The 14524-nt window shown below is 55.5% G+C and carries 14 protein-coding genes; 8 read left to right on the top strand and 6 right to left on the bottom strand.

Translation table 11 applies throughout. The annotated features are described in order from the left end of the window. The 4 genes from trmH (at window position 1) to fpr (ending at window position 4684) form a co-directional block, all read left to right on the top strand. Window positions 1-690, top strand: coding sequence for a tRNA (guanosine(18)-2'-O)-methyltransferase TrmH (gene trmH / locus ACOXYR_RS22015; RefSeq protein WP_108476545.1), 690 nt, complete (start codon window positions 1-3; stop codon window positions 688-690). Window positions 691-693: 3 nt separating this feature from the next. Further along, window positions 694-2775: an ATP-dependent DNA helicase RecG gene (gene recG / locus ACOXYR_RS22010; protein ID WP_421355896.1), complete on the top strand. Its 2082-nt coding sequence runs from the start codon at window positions 694-696 to the stop codon at window positions 2773-2775. Between the two features lie 57 nt (window positions 2776-2832). Beyond that, window positions 2833-3843 (top strand): class II fructose-bisphosphatase, encoded by a 1011-nt coding sequence (glpX, locus tag ACOXYR_RS22005; RefSeq protein ID WP_421355897.1) that lies wholly within the window; start codon window positions 2833-2835, stop codon window positions 3841-3843. Window positions 3844-3937: 94 nt separating this feature from the next. Next, window positions 3938-4684 carry a ferredoxin--NADP(+) reductase gene (gene fpr, locus ACOXYR_RS22000; RefSeq protein WP_113858303.1) on the top strand — a complete coding sequence of 249 codons (747 nt, stop codon included), beginning with the start codon at window positions 3938-3940 and terminating at the stop codon, window positions 4682-4684. Here the strand turns inward: fpr and ACOXYR_RS21995 are convergent, their stop codons facing one another. Then, window positions 4685-5104, bottom strand: a complete 420-nt coding sequence (locus ACOXYR_RS21995) for a DUF805 domain-containing protein (RefSeq protein WP_421355898.1) — start codon at window positions 5102-5104, stop codon at window positions 4685-4687. A 113-nt stretch (window positions 5105-5217) separates the two neighbouring features. Between ACOXYR_RS21995 and ACOXYR_RS21990 the strand changes: the two genes are divergently transcribed. Further along, window positions 5218-5811: a YiiQ family protein gene (locus ACOXYR_RS21990; RefSeq protein ID WP_108476549.1), complete on the top strand. Its 594-nt coding sequence runs from the start codon at window positions 5218-5220 to the stop codon at window positions 5809-5811. Between the two features lie 112 nt (window positions 5812-5923). Then, window positions 5924-6691: a triose-phosphate isomerase gene (gene tpiA, locus ACOXYR_RS21985; protein ID WP_108476550.1), complete on the top strand. Its 768-nt coding sequence runs from the start codon at window positions 5924-5926 to the stop codon at window positions 6689-6691. 78 nt (window positions 6692-6769) lie between these two features. Here tpiA and ACOXYR_RS21980 read toward each other — a convergent pair whose 3' ends face one another. The 4 genes from ACOXYR_RS21980 to zapB all read right to left on the bottom strand — a co-directional run bounded on the left by ACOXYR_RS21980 (window position 6770) and on the right by zapB (window position 10413). Beyond that, on the bottom strand, window positions 6770-8074 hold the full coding sequence (locus ACOXYR_RS21980) for an SLC13 family permease (RefSeq protein WP_421355899.1): 1305 nt from the start codon (window positions 8072-8074) through the stop codon (window positions 6770-6772). Window positions 8075-8147: 73 nt separating this feature from the next. Then, on the bottom strand, window positions 8148-8897 hold the full coding sequence (locus tag ACOXYR_RS21975; protein WP_421355900.1) for a CDP-diacylglycerol diphosphatase: 750 nt from the start codon (window positions 8895-8897) through the stop codon (window positions 8148-8150). 100 nt (window positions 8898-8997) lie between these two features. After that, the gene (locus tag ACOXYR_RS21970) at window positions 8998-9987 is read right to left on the bottom strand and encodes a sulfate ABC transporter substrate-binding protein (protein ID WP_108476553.1); all 990 of its coding nucleotides are present in this window, start codon (window positions 9985-9987) and stop codon (window positions 8998-9000) included. 180 nt (window positions 9988-10167) lie between these two features. Further along, on the bottom strand, window positions 10168-10413 hold the full coding sequence (gene zapB / locus ACOXYR_RS21965; RefSeq protein ID WP_108476554.1) for a septal ring assembly protein ZapB: 246 nt from the start codon (window positions 10411-10413) through the stop codon (window positions 10168-10170). 418 nt (window positions 10414-10831) lie between these two features. On the opposite strand from zapB, the gene ACOXYR_RS21960 reads away from it, so the two are divergent. Both ACOXYR_RS21960 and glpK read left to right on the top strand, forming a co-directional pair. Beyond that, the gene (locus ACOXYR_RS21960) at window positions 10832-11680 is read left to right on the top strand and encodes an MIP/aquaporin family protein (RefSeq protein ID WP_108476555.1); all 849 of its coding nucleotides are present in this window, start codon (window positions 10832-10834) and stop codon (window positions 11678-11680) included. A 21-nt stretch (window positions 11681-11701) separates the two neighbouring features. After that, a complete protein-coding gene (gene glpK / locus ACOXYR_RS21955; RefSeq protein WP_108476556.1) occupies window positions 11702-13210 on the top strand; it encodes a glycerol kinase GlpK in 1509 nt (502 codons plus the stop codon). Window positions 13211-13309: 99 nt separating this feature from the next. On the opposite strand, the gene gltS is transcribed toward glpK, so the two are convergent. Then, window positions 13310-14512, bottom strand: a complete 1203-nt coding sequence (gltS, locus tag ACOXYR_RS21950) for a sodium/glutamate symporter (RefSeq protein ID WP_113858300.1) — start codon at window positions 14510-14512, stop codon at window positions 13310-13312. Window positions 14513-14524: the final 12 nt, after the last annotated feature.

Genomic DNA, 14524 nt, shown 5'->3' with positions numbered 1-14524 from the left:
ATGAATGCACAGCGTTATGCGCGAATTTGCGAGATGCTTGCCAGACGGCAGCCTGATCTGACCGTCTGTATGGAGCAGGTCCACAAACCCCATAACGTTTCTGCGATCATTCGTACCGCAGATGCTGTTGGCGTACATGAAGTGCACGCCGTCTGGCCGGGTAGCCGCATGCGCACCATGGCCTCTGCAGCGGCGGGCAGCAACAGTTGGGTGCAGGTAAAAACGCACCCGACGATTGGCGAGGCCGTTTCGCATCTTAAAGGGCGCGGCATGCAGGTTCTGGCGACCCATCTTTCTGATAAAGCCGTTGATTTTCGCGAAATCGATTATACCCGCCCGACCTGTATTTTAATGGGTCAGGAGAAAACCGGCATCACTCAGGAAGCGTTAGCACTCGCAGACCAGGATATTATTATTCCGATGATCGGGATGGTGCAGTCGCTCAACGTCTCCGTGGCCTCGGCGCTCATTCTGTATGAAGCACAGCGCCAGCGGCAGAACGCCGGTATGTATCAGCGAGAAAACAGTATGCTGCCGGACGACGAACAACAGCGCCTGCTGTTTGAAGGCGGTTATCCGGTGCTGGCAAATGTCGCGAAGCGCAAAGGCCTCCCCTACCCGCACGTCAACGATCGCGGTGAGATCGAAGCCGACGAGACCTGGTGGGCCACCATGCAGGCCACGAGGTAATCCATGCAAGGTCGCCTGTTAGATGCTGTTCCACTCAGTTCGCTAACGGGTGTTGGCGCAGCGCAAAGTCAGAAGCTCGCCAAAATTGGCCTGCACACGGTGCAGGACTTACTGCTTCACCTGCCGTTGCGCTACGAAGACCGCACTCAACTCTATCCTATTGGCGAACTACTGCCCGGTATCTATGCCACGGTAGAAGGCGAAGTTCTCAACTCAAACATTACGTTCGGCGGCCGCCGAATGATGACCTGCCAGATTAGCGACGGCACGGGCATCCTCACCATGCGCTTTTTCAACTTCAACGCGGCAATGAAAAACAGCCTTGCAACCGGGCGTCGCGTGCTGGCCTACGGTGAAGCGAAGCGCGGTAAATTTGGCGCGGAGATGATCCACCCGGAATATCGCGTGCAGGGCGATTTGAGCGCACCGGAATTGCAGGAGACGCTCACGCCGGTTTATCCAACCACCGAAGGCATTAAGCAGGCGACGCTGCGCAAGCTAACCGACCAGGCGTTGGATCTCCTCGATACCTGCGCCATTGCCGAGCTACTGCCGCCAGAATTGGCCTCCGGCATGATGAGCCTGCCGGAAGCGCTGCGCACCTTGCATCGCCCACCGCCATCGCTACAACTCAGCGACCTGGAAACCGGCAAGCATCCGGCCCAGCGACGCTTAATTCTGGAAGAGTTACTCGCCCATAACCTGAGCATGCTGGCGCTCCGCGCCGGGGCGCAACGCTACCATGCCCTGCCGCTGAGTGCACAGGGTGAGCTAGAAAATCAGTTTCTCGATTCGCTGCCGTTCGAACCCACCGGGGCGCAAACCCGCGTGGTGGCTGAAATTGAACGCGATATGGCCCTCGACGTGCCGATGATGCGTCTGGTGCAGGGCGATGTGGGCTCAGGCAAAACGCTGGTCGCCGCGCTGGCAGCATTGAGGGCGATTGCCCACGGCAAGCAGGTGGCGCTGATGGCACCAACCGAACTGCTTGCCGAGCAGCACGCCAATAACTTCCGCAACTGGTTTGAACCGCTCGGTATCGAAGTGGGCTGGCTCGCCGGGAAACAGAAAGGCAAAGCGCGTCAGGCGCAGCAGGAAGCCATTGCCAGCGGCCAGGTACAGATGATTGTCGGCACCCATGCCATTTTCCAGGAGCAGGTGCAGTTTAACGGCCTCGCCCTGGTGATTATCGATGAACAGCACCGCTTTGGCGTCCACCAGCGTCTTGCGCTGTGGGAGAAAGGCCAACAGCAGGGCTTCCATCCGCATCAGCTAATTATGACCGCGACGCCAATTCCACGAACGCTGGCGATGACTGCCTATGCCGATCTCGATACCTCGGTGATCGACGAACTGCCGCCAGGCCGCACGCCGGTCACAACCGTCGCGATTCCGGACACGCGCCGCAGCGATATCATTAATCGTGTGCGTCACGCCTGCACCGAAGAGGGACGTCAGGCTTATTGGGTCTGTACGCTGATTGAAGAGTCGGAGCTGCTGGAAGCGCAGGCGGCAGAAGCCACGTGGGAAGAGTTAAAGCTGGCGCTGCCGGAACTGAACGTCGGCCTCGTTCACGGGCGTATGAAACCTGCAGAAAAACAGGCGGTAATGCAATCCTTCAAGCAAGGCGAACTGCATCTGCTGATTGCCACCACGGTAATTGAAGTGGGCGTCGATGTGCCCAACGCCAGTCTGATGATTATTGAAAACCCGGAGCGCCTGGGTCTTGCGCAACTGCACCAGCTTCGTGGCCGCGTGGGCCGTGGCGCAGTGGCTTCTCACTGTGTACTGCTCTACAAATCGCCGCTTTCCAAAACGGCGCAGATGCGTCTACAGGTGCTGCGCGACAGCAACGACGGCTTTGTAATTGCACAAAAAGACCTCGAAATTCGTGGCCCCGGCGAACTGCTCGGTACGCGCCAGACGGGTAATGCTGAATTCAAAGTGGCAGATTTATTGCGCGATCAGGCGATGATCCCCGAAGTTCAGCGCATCGCCCGCCACGTTCATGAACGTTATCCACAACAGGCCACCGCGCTGATTGAACGCTGGATGCCAGAGACCGAACGTTATTCCAACGCGTAGCGAACACACGACTCAAGCGCTTTCGCTGCGTGCCATTCATTTACTAACGAGTTTGCTATGAGACGAGAACTGGCTATCGAATTTTCGCGCGTCACGGAAGCGGCGGCGCTGGCAGGTTACAAATGGCTGGGCCGGGGCGATAAAAATGTCGCGGATGGCGCGGCAGTAAATGCGATGCGCATCATGCTCAACAAGGTCAACATTGATGGCACCATCGTGATCGGCGAGGGCGAAATTGATGAAGCGCCGATGCTCTACATCGGCGAAAACGTCGGCACAGGCAAAGGCGACGCGGTAGATATCGCCGTCGATCCGATTGAAGGCACCCGTATGACCGCGATGGGCCAGGCAAACGCGCTGGCAGTGCTGGCGGTAGGCGATAAAGGCTGCTTCCTGAACGCGCCGGATATGTACATGGAAAAGCTGATTGTCGGGCCGGGCGCAAAAGGTGTTATCGACCTCAACAAGTCGCTGGAAGAAAACTTGCGCAATATCGCAAGCGCATTGAATAAGCCTTTTGAAGCGCTGACGGTCACCATTCTGGCGAAACCACGCCACGATGTGGTGATTGCCGAGTTGCAAAAACTGGGCGTGCGCGTGTTCGCCATTCCTGATGGTGATGTCGCGGCGTCCATTCTGACCTGTATGCCGGACAGCGAAGTTGATGTTCTTTACGGTATCGGCGGCGCACCGGAAGGCGTGGTCTCTGCGGCAGTGATCCGCGCGCTGGATGGCGATATGCATGGCCGCCTGCTGGCGCGTCATCACGTCAAAGGCGATAGCGAAGAGAATCGCCGTATTGGTGAGGACGAACTGCGCCGTTGTCATGAGATGGGTATCGAAGCCGGGAAAGTGCTGACACTGGATGATATGGCGCGCAGCGATAACGTTATCTTCTCCGCCACCGGGATCACCAAAGGCGACCTGCTGGACGGCATCAGCCGCAAAGGCAATATCGCCACCACCGAAACGCTGCTGATTCGCGGAAAATCACGCACCATTCGCCGCATTCAGTCGATTCATTATCTCGATCGCAAAGACCCTGAGATCCAGAATCATATCCTGTAAATCATTTGTTCAATTGAGCTTTCCGGCCCCGCGGGGCTGGAAATCTTCTCCTGACACAGCGAAGATAGGGTAACAACGCGCAGAGGAGACGATCATGGCCGATTGGGTAACAGGTAAAGTCACAAAGGTGCATTTCTGGACCGATGCACTGTTTAGCCTCACCGTTCACGCCCCCGTTAATCCCTTCACCGCCGGGCAGTTCGCCAAGCTGGGTCTGGATGTTGACGGCGAGCGCGTGCAGCGCGCGTACTCCTACGTTAACGCCCCCAGCAATCCCGATCTTGAGTTCTATCTGGTCACTGTACCGGAGGGAAAACTGAGCCCGCGCCTCGCCGCACTGAAGCCGGGTGATGATGTGCAGATTGTCAGCGAAGCGGCTGGGTTCTTTGTGCTGAACGAAGTGCCGGACTGCGAAACCCTGTGGATGCTGGCGACCGGCACGGCGATTGGCCCGTATCTGTCGATTTTGCAGGAAGGGAAAGATTTAGAGCGTTTTAAGAATATCGTACTGGTTCACGCCGCGCGCTTTGCCGCAGACCTAAGTTATTTGCCGTTGATGCAGGAACTGGAGAAACGCTACGAAGGGAAGTTGCGCATTAAAACCGTTGTCAGCCGCGAAACGGTGGCGGATTCCCTGACCGGACGCGTGCCCGCACTGATCGAAAGTGGTGCGCTGGAAGAGGCGGTTGGCCTGCCAATGAACGCCGAAACCAGCCACGTGATGCTGTGCGGAAATCCGCAGATGGTGCGCGATACCCAGCAGTTGCTGAAAGATACCCGCCAGATGACCAAACATCTGCGCCGCCGCCCTGGCCATATGACGGCGGAACATTACTGGTAATCAGCGGTATTTCACGTCCTGCGTGTCTTTACCGTACTTGTTTTCCCCCTGGGTGCCGACAAACGCGCCCAGGTCAATGAGCATCATCACGATAATCAGCGTCGGAATAAATCGCCCCACGCCCCACTGCCAGACGCCCGGCAGCATCGCCCAGTTACCCGCCAGGAGCATCCACGCCAGCACCATCAGCAAAGCCCAGATGCCTGATTTACCGCGATCGTGCAGACGTTTTACCGTGACCGCCGCCGTTGGCCACAGCAGGCAAACCAGGATAAACGCCGCAGTCTGGATACTGAGCATTTTACCGCCGGCAAGCGTAAACAGAATCACCATCGCCAGCAGCCAGATCCCCATCCAGATCCAGAAATCGCGGCGACCAATGCGGCCCTTAATTGAAAACAACCATTGCTGTAGGGTCATGTCTGATTCCTTATTCTCATCATGCGGCGTAGTGTACCCTGAAACGCGCTCTTTTTGACAAGCGAGGCCGTTCCCGTTTTAATCGTCTGCTGGAGAATAGGAGAGCGACAAACATGAAGAAGTGGATCTCTGTGTGTCTTGCAGGCGTCATCGCCCTGAGCGCTGGCCGCTTCGCGTTTGCCGTTGAGTCGCCGGATACCACCGCGCCCTATTTACTCTCCGGCGCGCCGACGTTCGATCTCTCCATCAGCCAGTTTCGCGAAAGGTTTAATATCGATAACCCGTCGCTGCCCCTCAGTGAGTTCCGCTCGATTTCTTCCAGTCGCGACAAGATGAACCTGACGCGCGCAGCGAGCAAAATTAACGAGAATCTGTATGCGTCCACCGCGCTCGAACGCGGAACGCTGAAAATCAAGTCGATGCAGATAACCTGGCTGCCCATTCCGGGCCCTGAACAAAAAGCGGCGAAAGCGAAAGCGCTGGAGTACATGACGGCGCTGCTGCGTCTGTTCACCCCCACGCTCACCAAAGCGCAAAGCCAGCAGAAACTGCAAAAGCTGCTTACACAGGGCAAAGGAAAGCATTACTTCACCACCAGCGAGGGCGCAATTCGTTATGTTGTCGCAGATAATGGCGAAAAAGGGCTGACCTTCGCTGTTGAACCGATTAAGCTGGCGCTATCTGAAAATCTTGAAGTAGGCGAATAAATGATAAAAAGCAAAGCCTTCAGGATGAACACTCTCTATACTGATTCACAGACCATGCCGCCCACTCGGGCGGCCATATTCCTTAATTCGCTAACAAGCGTGGAGAATTAAAATGCGACATCCATTAGTGATGGGTAACTGGAAACTGAACGGCAGCCGCCACATGGTTCACGAACTGCTTTCTAACCTGCGTAAAGAACTGGCAGGTGTTGCAGGCTGCGACGTAGCGATCGCGCCGCCGGAACTGTACATCGATATGGCGAAACGTGAAGCTGAAGGCAGCCACATCATGCTGGGCGCGCAGAACGTTGACCTGAACCTGTCTGGCGCGTTCACCGGTGAAACGTCTGCTGCCATGCTGAAAGACATTGGCGCACAGTACATCATTATCGGTCACTCTGAGCGTCGTACTTACCACAAAGAGTCTGACGAACTGATCGCGAAAAAATTCGCTGTGCTGAAAGAGCAAGGTCTGACTCCGGTTCTGTGCATCGGTGAAACCGAAGCAGAAAACGAAGCGGGCAAAACGGAAGAAGTGTGCGCACGTCAGATCGATGCAGTCCTGAAAACTCAGGGCGCTGCGGCATTTGAAGGCGTCGTTATCGCTTACGAACCCGTATGGGCAATCGGTACTGGCAAATCCGCTACTCCGGCTCAGGCTCAGGCTGTTCACAAATTCATTCGTGACCACATTGCTAAAGCTGACGCGAAAATCGCTGAACAGGTCATCATCCAGTACGGCGGTTCCGTTAACGCTGGCAACGCAGCAGAACTGTTCACCCAGCCGGACATCGACGGCGCGCTGGTTGGCGGTGCATCCCTGAAAGCAGACGCTTTCGCGGTAATCGTTAAAGCAGCAGAAGCGGCTAAACAGGCTTAATGTTGTAATCCCCTCACCCTAACCCTCTCCCGCAAGGAGAGGGAACCGCCCAGCGCGGTTTTCGGTGAGGGCAACAACTCACAACTTCCCCAACACCTGATACCAAAGATAATCCAGCGGCAACAGCAGCAGATAACTCGCCGCCGCCAGCGCCAGACACAGCATCATCCCCGCTCTTGCAGGCACTTTTCCTAACGCCATCGCCACCACAATCGGCGACGCCTGATACGGCAGCAGCGGCGTTGAATACCCCAGCACCTGAATCATGATAACGCTCAACAGCGGGAAGTTTGTCGCCTCGGCAAAACTTTGCGCAAAGGTAGTGTAGAGTGCCGGCACACCGTTGGCGGTCATGATGAAGTTGAGCGCAGTCGTGATCCCTGTCAGCGCGACAAAGCTGGTGAACGGGCGTTCAGGGTCAAGCGGCATCACGCGTAGCAGCGCTTCGCCTACCGCATCGCCAATCCCCGTCTGGGTGACGGTGATAGCCAGCCCCAGAATACCTGCCACATAGATACAGGTGCGAATATTCACCCCTGCCGAAAACTCTTCGCCGTTGATAAACCCGACGCGCGGCAGCAACGTTACGCACGCCGCCGCCAGCCCCGTCCACGCCGGGCCGATGCCATGCCAGCTCTCCGTTACCCACAGAGTTAACACTATCGCCAGCAGCCAGGCCAGGCGCTTCTCTGCCGCGCTCATAGGCGGCGCCGCCTGTACCGATTTCGGCGGCTGCGGTTTTCCGGGGAATAGCCAGCAAATCAGCCCGATAAGCAGTGCGCCTTTCAACCAGCCGAGCACCGGCGTATGCAGCAACAGATAGGGTAGATAGTTCAGATGAATGCCCCACGCGCCTTCCGCCGCGCCGCTCATCACCAGGTTGGGCACGTTGGCGGGCAGAATGGTCGCAGAAAGCTGGAATGTGCCGAAACCAACCGCCAGCGCCAGTCCGTACCAGGGACGCGTGCCCTCTTTAATACCCGCACGAGTGGCCATCGCCGCGACAATCGGCATCAGTAGCGCGATTCGCCCCATATTGGATGGCATCACAAATGCCAGCGCATAGCTCAGCAGCACCACGCTCGCCACCATGCGCAGCCACGAATCAGTGAGCCTTGCCGAGAGCGCCCTCGCGGCCCGGTCGGCAAGCCCCGTTTTGCGGATCGCCACACCAAGTACAAAACCACTGAAGACCAGCCAGAAAGCCGATGACGCAAAACCGCCGAAAATCACCTCCGGCGGGGCGATTTTTGCCGCCATCGCAACGGTGAAGAATAAAAGCGCGGTGATAAATTCAGGCAGCAGAGAAGTCGCCCAGAGGATGATGGTGATGCCCACAATCAGCGATGGAAGGAACAGAGGGTGTGAAAACCAGAGCGCCATACCTGACTCCTGTCGTTTTTTTCAGCAAGCATACGACGACAGGTGGGCCAGGTAAACGCCAGAACGGGTAGGGTTACTTCAGAATATCACATTGATGATCCTGAATTTCCTCGGCAGACGCGCGGTTCAGCGCCAATAAATTACGCTGCGTCGCCAGAAGAACAAAGCTTTCGTCGCTCAAACGTACCATCGCCAGCGCATAGCTTCCCATATGGTCGCGCGCTTCTGGAACCTCTTCCGCCAGCATCATAAACGGGCTGGTTTTCACCATTTCACTTTCAGTGACCCGACGCGCCAGATATTCATTGCCACGCAGGCCTCCCGGCAACGGCAGCCAGCGAGTACTGATTTTCGCCATATTGGTATCCAGCTGATGACGAACATCCGTGCGCAGGCAGGAGATGTGAATGTGGAAGTGATTTTGCGTCCGTCCGCTCCGTGAGTTAATCGCCAGTGATACGGCGCTATCCGGGATCTCTTTGCCATATTTCTGGCTCATAAAGCTGCGCGCCTGCCAGGCCAGCCAGAAAAAGTTTGGCGTATAAGGCTCCAGCAGCATCGGGCTTTCCGTGCCGTTGATACGGTAAGTGGGCATGAGAAGATATTGCAGCGGGCCGTTGCGATCCTTGAACACCACGTATCCGGCATCCGGTTTCACATCGGCACACGGCGCGGGCTGCTGGTGTTGTAACTGATTTGGAAGAAATTGTTCGAGAACGATGTTACGCAGCGCATTCGGGTTTCCGGCCCATTTCCACCAGGCCGCGCCTGCGGCGAGAGCAATGACGATTATCGCCAGAATAAGATAGCCAGCTTTTTTCATTGTGCGTTCCCTGTATTTCGATGACTGGCAAGGGTACCGCATAATCGTGACAAATAAAAAAGCCCGGTATAATTACCGGGCCATCTTCATTCAACCGCGATTAACGTTTGCTAATCTGGTCAAAGGTACCGCCGTTAGAGAAGTGTGTCTGCTGTGCTTTCGTCCAACCGCCAAACTCTTCGTCGATAGTGAACAACTTCAGTTTCGGGAACGCGCTTTCATATTTTTTCGCCACTTCCGGATCGCGTGGACGATAGAAGTTTTTCGCCGCGATCTCCTGACCCTCTGGCGAGTAGAGGTACTTCAGATAGGCTTCTGCCACTTCTTTAGTGCCTTTTTTCTCAACCACTTTGTCGACCACAGAAACGGTTGGCTCTGCCAGAATCGACTCACTCGGCGTGACGATTTCGAATTTATCTTTACCCAGCTCATTTGCCGCCAGCAGCGCTTCGTTCTCCCACGCAATCAGCACATCGCCAATGCCGCGCTCAACGAAGGTATTCGTTGCGCCACGCGCGCCGGAATCGAGCACTTCAACGTTTTTGAACAGTGATTTGACGAATTCCTGGGCTTTGGCCTGGTCTCCATTATTGTGGTGCAACGCATAACCCCATGCAGCAAGGTAGTTCCAGCGTGCGCCGCCAGAGCTTTTCGGGTTCGGGGTGATGACAGACACACCCGGTTTCACCAGGTCGTTCCAGTCATGAATTTGTTTTGGATTGCCTTTACGTACCAGGAAAACGATGGTGGAGGTGTACGGCGCGGAGTTATCCGGCAGGCGTTTAATCCAGTTTTTATCGATGCGGCCACGCTCTGCGATCGCGTCAACGTCATAGGCCAGCGCCAACGTCACCACGTCAGCTTCGATACCGTTGATAACCGATGTCGCCTGTTTACCGGAACCGCCATGGGACTGACGAATCACCACGTTATCACCCGTTTCTTTTTTCCAGTGCGCGCTGAAGGCTTTATTGTACTGATCGTACAGTTCGCGCGTCGGATCGTAAGAAACGTTAAGTAATTGAATATCCTTAGCCAGTACGCTGGTGGAAGCCAGCAAAAGAGTTAAACCCACGCCCCACTTGTTCATCGCCCGCTCTCTTATGTTGTGTCGTTGATAAGGCTAGCGTGCCAGAAAGCAAATTGAACATTAAAGAATAAAAAAAGATTGATTATGTGATTTTGAAATATACGGAGGGGAGATAACGCAAAGAGAAGTCGCTGCCTTCCTGGCATAACGCCCGATGAAGGCAGCAAACTCAGAGGAAGATTACACTTCTTCCATACGGCCCAGCAGCGCCTGCAGACGATCCTGCCAGCCATTCTGCTGTTCTTTCAGCTGGTTGTTTTCGCGTTCCAGCTCTTCACGGCTGTGCTGTGCAGACTGAACGTCCTGCGCCAGCGCGTTATTCTTCTCTTTCAGTTCTTCGATTTCCATCTGCAACAGGGTGATGGTATCAATCGCCTGCTGAACTTTTGCTTCCAGTTTCTCAAATACTTCTAATGACATCGTCATACCTCTCCTGATCTTGCAAGGCGTTGATATCGTCCCGGGAACCCGGCGACGCCTTAACGAAAATATGCGCACTTCTGACCTTCGATTGTATGGAGCCCCGCTCCCCCTGTCCAGCGCCAGGGCACGTAGATTGCGGTTTGCAACAATTTTCAGTCTAGACCTGGAGCTTTCGGCGCATTTACCCCTTATTTGTTAACACGAGAAGTGAATGAAATGATTCAGCTCTCTTTTTTTAGTTCCGTAAAGAGACACAATCTGGCGCGAAATCGCTCATTTTATGACGTAGTACACACATTTTGATTTCGATATTTCTCGTTTATGTTCGTTAACGATAAATTAACACGATGCCTACATGGCAGCGTGGGTGTCTTCGACCACCACGACACAATAACTAGTAAACTGTCTTCAGGAACCGATTATGAGCCAAACTTCAACCCTAAAAGGCCAGTGCATTGCAGAGTTTCTTGGTACCGGGCTGTTGATCTTTTTCGGCGTAGGATGTGTTGCGGCATTAAAAGTCGCAGGGGCCAGCTTTGGTCAGTGGGAAATCAGTATTATCTGGGGTCTGGGCGTGGCGATGGCCATCTACCTGACCGCAGGGGTTTCCGGCGCACATCTTAACCCGGCGGTCACCGTTGCGCTGTGGCTGTTCGCCTGTTTCGAACGCCGTAAAGTGGTCCCTTTCATCCTTTCTCAGTTTGCCGGCGCGTTTTGCGCAGCGGCGTTGGTTTACGGGCTTTATTACAACCTGTTCTACGATTACGAATTAACCCATCATATGGTGCGCGGCAGCGTAGAAAGTCTTGATCTTGCTGGAATATTCTCCACTTACCCGAACCCACATATCAATTTTGTGCAGGCCTTCGCGGTAGAAATGGTGATAACCGCTATCCTGATGGGCGTCATCATGGCGCTGGGCGATGATGGCAACGGCATTCCACGCGGGCCGCTGGCACCGCTGCTGATTGGCCTGTTGATCGCCGTTATTGGTGCATCCATGGGGCCGCTGACCGGCTTTGCGATGAACCCGGCACGTGATATTGGGCCAAAAACGTTCGCCTGGCTGGCGGGCTGGGGCGACGTCGCCTTCACGGGCGGCAAAGATATTCCTTATTTCGTGGTGCCGATGTTCGCACCCGTGGTGGGCGCGGCGCTGGGTGCATTCAGCTATCGCAAACTGATTGGCCGCCATTTGCCGTGTGATACCTGTGTGGTTGAAGAAAAAGACACCACCTCCGGTAGCGCTCAACACAATGCTTCGCTGTAATCTGACTATGGAACACGCATTATGACTGACAAAAAATATATCGTTGCGCTCGACCAGGGCACTACCAGTTCCCGCGCCGTGGTAATGGATCACGACGCCAATATCATCAGTGTTTCACAGCGCGAATTTGAACAAATTTATCCGAAGCCAGGCTGGGTCGAGCACGACCCGATGGAAATCTGGGCAACCCAGAGCTCCACGCTGGTTGAAGTACTGGCGAAAGCCGATATCAATTCCGATCAGATTGCCGCGATTGGTATCACCAACCAGCGCGAAACCACCGTGGTGTGGGAACGCGAAACCGGAAAACCGATTTATAACGCCATTGTCTGGCAATGCCGCCGTACCGCCGATATCTGCGAACAATTGAAACGCGACGGTATGGAAGAGTATGTGCGTAAAGCTACCGGCCTGGTGGTTGACCCGTACTTCTCCGGCACCAAAGTGAAGTGGATCCTCGACCACGTAGAGGGTTCCCGCGAGCGCGCCCGCCGTGGTGAACTGCTGTTCGGTACCGTCGACACCTGGCTTATCTGGAAAATGACCCAGGGGCGCGTGCACGTCACCGATTACACCAACGCCTCACGTACCATGCTGTTCAACATCAATGAACTGGACTGGGACGACAAAATGCTCGAGGTGCTCGACATCCCGCGCGCTATGCTGCCGGAAGTGCGCAAATCCTCCGAAGTATATGGCCAGACCAACATCGGTGGGAAAGGCGGCACGCGTATTCCGATCGCCGGGATCGCAGGCGATCAGCAGGCGGCGCTTTTCGGTCAGCTGTGCGTGAAGGAAGGGATGGCGAAAAACACCTACGGCACCGGCTGCTTTATGCTGATGAACACCGGCGAAAAAGCGGTGAAATCGGAGCATGGCCTGCTGACCACCATTGCCTGTGGCCCGCGCGGTGAAGTGAACTATGCGCTGGAAGGCGCGGTGTTTATGGCTGGTGCCTCTATTCAGTGGCTGCGTGATGAAATGAAACTCATCAGCGACGCGTTCGACTCTGAGTATTTCGCCACCAAAGTGAAAGATACCAACGGTGTGTATGTGGTTCCGGCGTTTACCGGCCTTGGAGCCCCCTACTGGGATCCGTATGCGCGCGGCGCGATTTTCGGCCTGACGCGCGGCGTCAACTCGAATCACATTATTCGCGCCACGCTGGAATCCATTGCATATCAAACGCGCGACGTGCTGGAAGCGATGCAAGCTGACTCCGGCATTCGTCTGCACGCCCTGCGCGTGGATGGCGGCGCGGTTGCCAATAATTTCCTGATGCAGTTCCAGTCAGACATTCTGGGTACCCGTGTAGAGCGCCCGGAAGTCCGCGAAGTGACCGCGTTAGGTGCTGCGTATCTCGCGGGCCTGGCAGTAGGCTTCTGGCAGAATCTGGATGAATTGCAGGAGAAAGCGGTAATTGAGCGTGAATTCCGCCCGGGCATCGAAACGACCGAGCGTAATTATCGTTACAGCGGCTGGAAAAAAGCGGTGAAACGCGCGCTGGCGTGGGAAGATCACGACGAGTAAAAAACGATGGCGGGGGCGCTTCGCTTGCCCGCCCTACAAAGAATTGCGATCGATGTAGGGCGGGCAAGCGAAGCGCCCCCGCCACATTCCCCGCACTGATTAGCCAAACATCGGTAACATCAGATAGAGCTTAATCACCAGCGCATTGACGATATCAAGGAAGAACGCTCCCACCATTGGTACCACCAGGAACGCCGTATGCGACGGGCCGAAACGTTCGGTAATCGCCTGCATATTAGCAATCGCCGTTGGCGTCGCCCCCAGGCCAAAGCCGCAGTGACCTGCTGCCAGCACCGCCGCATCGTAGTTTTTACCCATCATCCGGTAGGTGACGAACATCGCGTACAGCGCCATCGCCAGCGTCTGTGCCCCCAGAATCGCCAACATCGGTAGCGCTAATGAAGCCAACTCCCACAGTTTGAGGCTCATTAAGGCCATCGCCAGGAAGAGTGACAGGCTGACGTTGCCAAGCACCGACACCGCACGTTCAAAGACACGATAAAACCCGACCAGCGCGAGGCCGTTACTCAGGATAACGCCAATAAACAGCACGCACACAAAGGTTGGCAATTCAAACATGGTGCCGGTCAGCAGTTGCGCAACGACTCGCCCGACCGTCAGACAAATCGCAATCAATGCGATGGTTTCAATCAACACCAACGAGGTGATAACGCGCCCAACGTCCGGCTTTTCAAACGCCGTCGGCACTTCCTGATCCTCTGGTGTACCGTCCGGCGAGGAAGAGTGTTTGACCAGATAACGCGCCACGGGCCCGCCAATCAGGCCACCCAGCACCAGGCCAAATGTTGCGCAAGCCATCGCGACTTCCGTTGCGCTGGTAAAACCGTAGCGTTCGGTAAACAGTTTGCCCCACGCCGCCCCGGTACCATGCCCGCCAGAGAGCGTAATCGAGCCTGCCAGTAAGCCCATTAGCGGATCCAGCCCCAGCATTTTCGCCATGCCAATGCCGATGGCGTTCTGCATCAGCAGCAGCCCCACCACCACTATCAGAAAGGTGCCTAATACTTTTCCGCCCGCTCGCAGACTGGAGAGGTTGGCGTTCAGACCAATGGTGGCGAAGAAGGCCAGCATCAGCGGGTCTTTCAGACTCATATCGAAGTCGATTTCCCAACCCATGCTTTTTTTCAGCACCAGCAGAGCCAGCGCCACCAGCAGCCCACCGGCGACCGGTTCTGGAATGGTATATTTTTTAAAGAAGGGGACGGAGTGAACCAGTTTGCGCCCTAACAGCAGCACCATAGTCGCCGCGACCAGCGTAGATAACGTATCGAGATGAAACATATTTGAAGCTCC

The sequence above is a fragment of the Pseudocitrobacter faecalis genome (genome assembly GCF_965231525.1).
In the GTDB taxonomy this organism is placed as follows: Bacteria; Pseudomonadota; Gammaproteobacteria; order Enterobacterales; family Enterobacteriaceae; genus Pseudocitrobacter; species Pseudocitrobacter faecalis.
The sequence above is the reverse complement of the archived record's forward strand: the minus strand, read 5'-3'. Positions and strand labels throughout refer to the sequence as shown.

Excerpts from the sequence above, each read along its gene's own strand:
- trmH (WP_108476545.1), top strand. The coding sequence starts at position 1 with ATGAATGCACAGCGTTATGCGCGAATTTGCGAGATGCTTGCCAGACGG.
- recG (WP_421355896.1), top strand. The coding sequence starts at position 694 with ATGCAAGGTCGCCTGTTAGATGCTGTTCCACTCAGTTCGCTAACGGGT.
- glpX (WP_421355897.1), top strand. The coding sequence starts at position 2,833 with ATGAGACGAGAACTGGCTATCGAATTTTCGCGCGTCACGGAAGCGGCG.
- fpr (WP_113858303.1), top strand. The coding sequence starts at position 3,938 with ATGGCCGATTGGGTAACAGGTAAAGTCACAAAGGTGCATTTCTGGACC.
- ACOXYR_RS21995 (WP_421355898.1), bottom strand. The coding sequence starts at position 5,104 with ATGACCCTACAGCAATGGTTGTTTTCAATTAAGGGCCGCATTGGTCGC.
- ACOXYR_RS21990 (WP_108476549.1), top strand. The coding sequence starts at position 5,218 with ATGAAGAAGTGGATCTCTGTGTGTCTTGCAGGCGTCATCGCCCTGAGC.
- tpiA (WP_108476550.1), top strand. The coding sequence starts at position 5,924 with ATGCGACATCCATTAGTGATGGGTAACTGGAAACTGAACGGCAGCCGC.
- ACOXYR_RS21980 (WP_421355899.1), bottom strand. The coding sequence starts at position 8,074 with ATGGCGCTCTGGTTTTCACACCCTCTGTTCCTTCCATCGCTGATTGTG.
- ACOXYR_RS21975 (WP_421355900.1), bottom strand. The coding sequence starts at position 8,897 with ATGAAAAAAGCTGGCTATCTTATTCTGGCGATAATCGTCATTGCTCTC.
- ACOXYR_RS21970 (WP_108476553.1), bottom strand. The coding sequence starts at position 9,987 with ATGAACAAGTGGGGCGTGGGTTTAACTCTTTTGCTGGCTTCCACCAGC.
- zapB (WP_108476554.1), bottom strand. The coding sequence starts at position 10,413 with ATGACGATGTCATTAGAAGTATTTGAGAAACTGGAAGCAAAAGTTCAG.
- ACOXYR_RS21960 (WP_108476555.1), top strand. The coding sequence starts at position 10,832 with ATGAGCCAAACTTCAACCCTAAAAGGCCAGTGCATTGCAGAGTTTCTT.
- glpK (WP_108476556.1), top strand. The coding sequence starts at position 11,702 with ATGACTGACAAAAAATATATCGTTGCGCTCGACCAGGGCACTACCAGT.
- gltS (WP_113858300.1), bottom strand. The coding sequence starts at position 14,512 with ATGTTTCATCTCGATACGTTATCTACGCTGGTCGCGGCGACTATGGTG.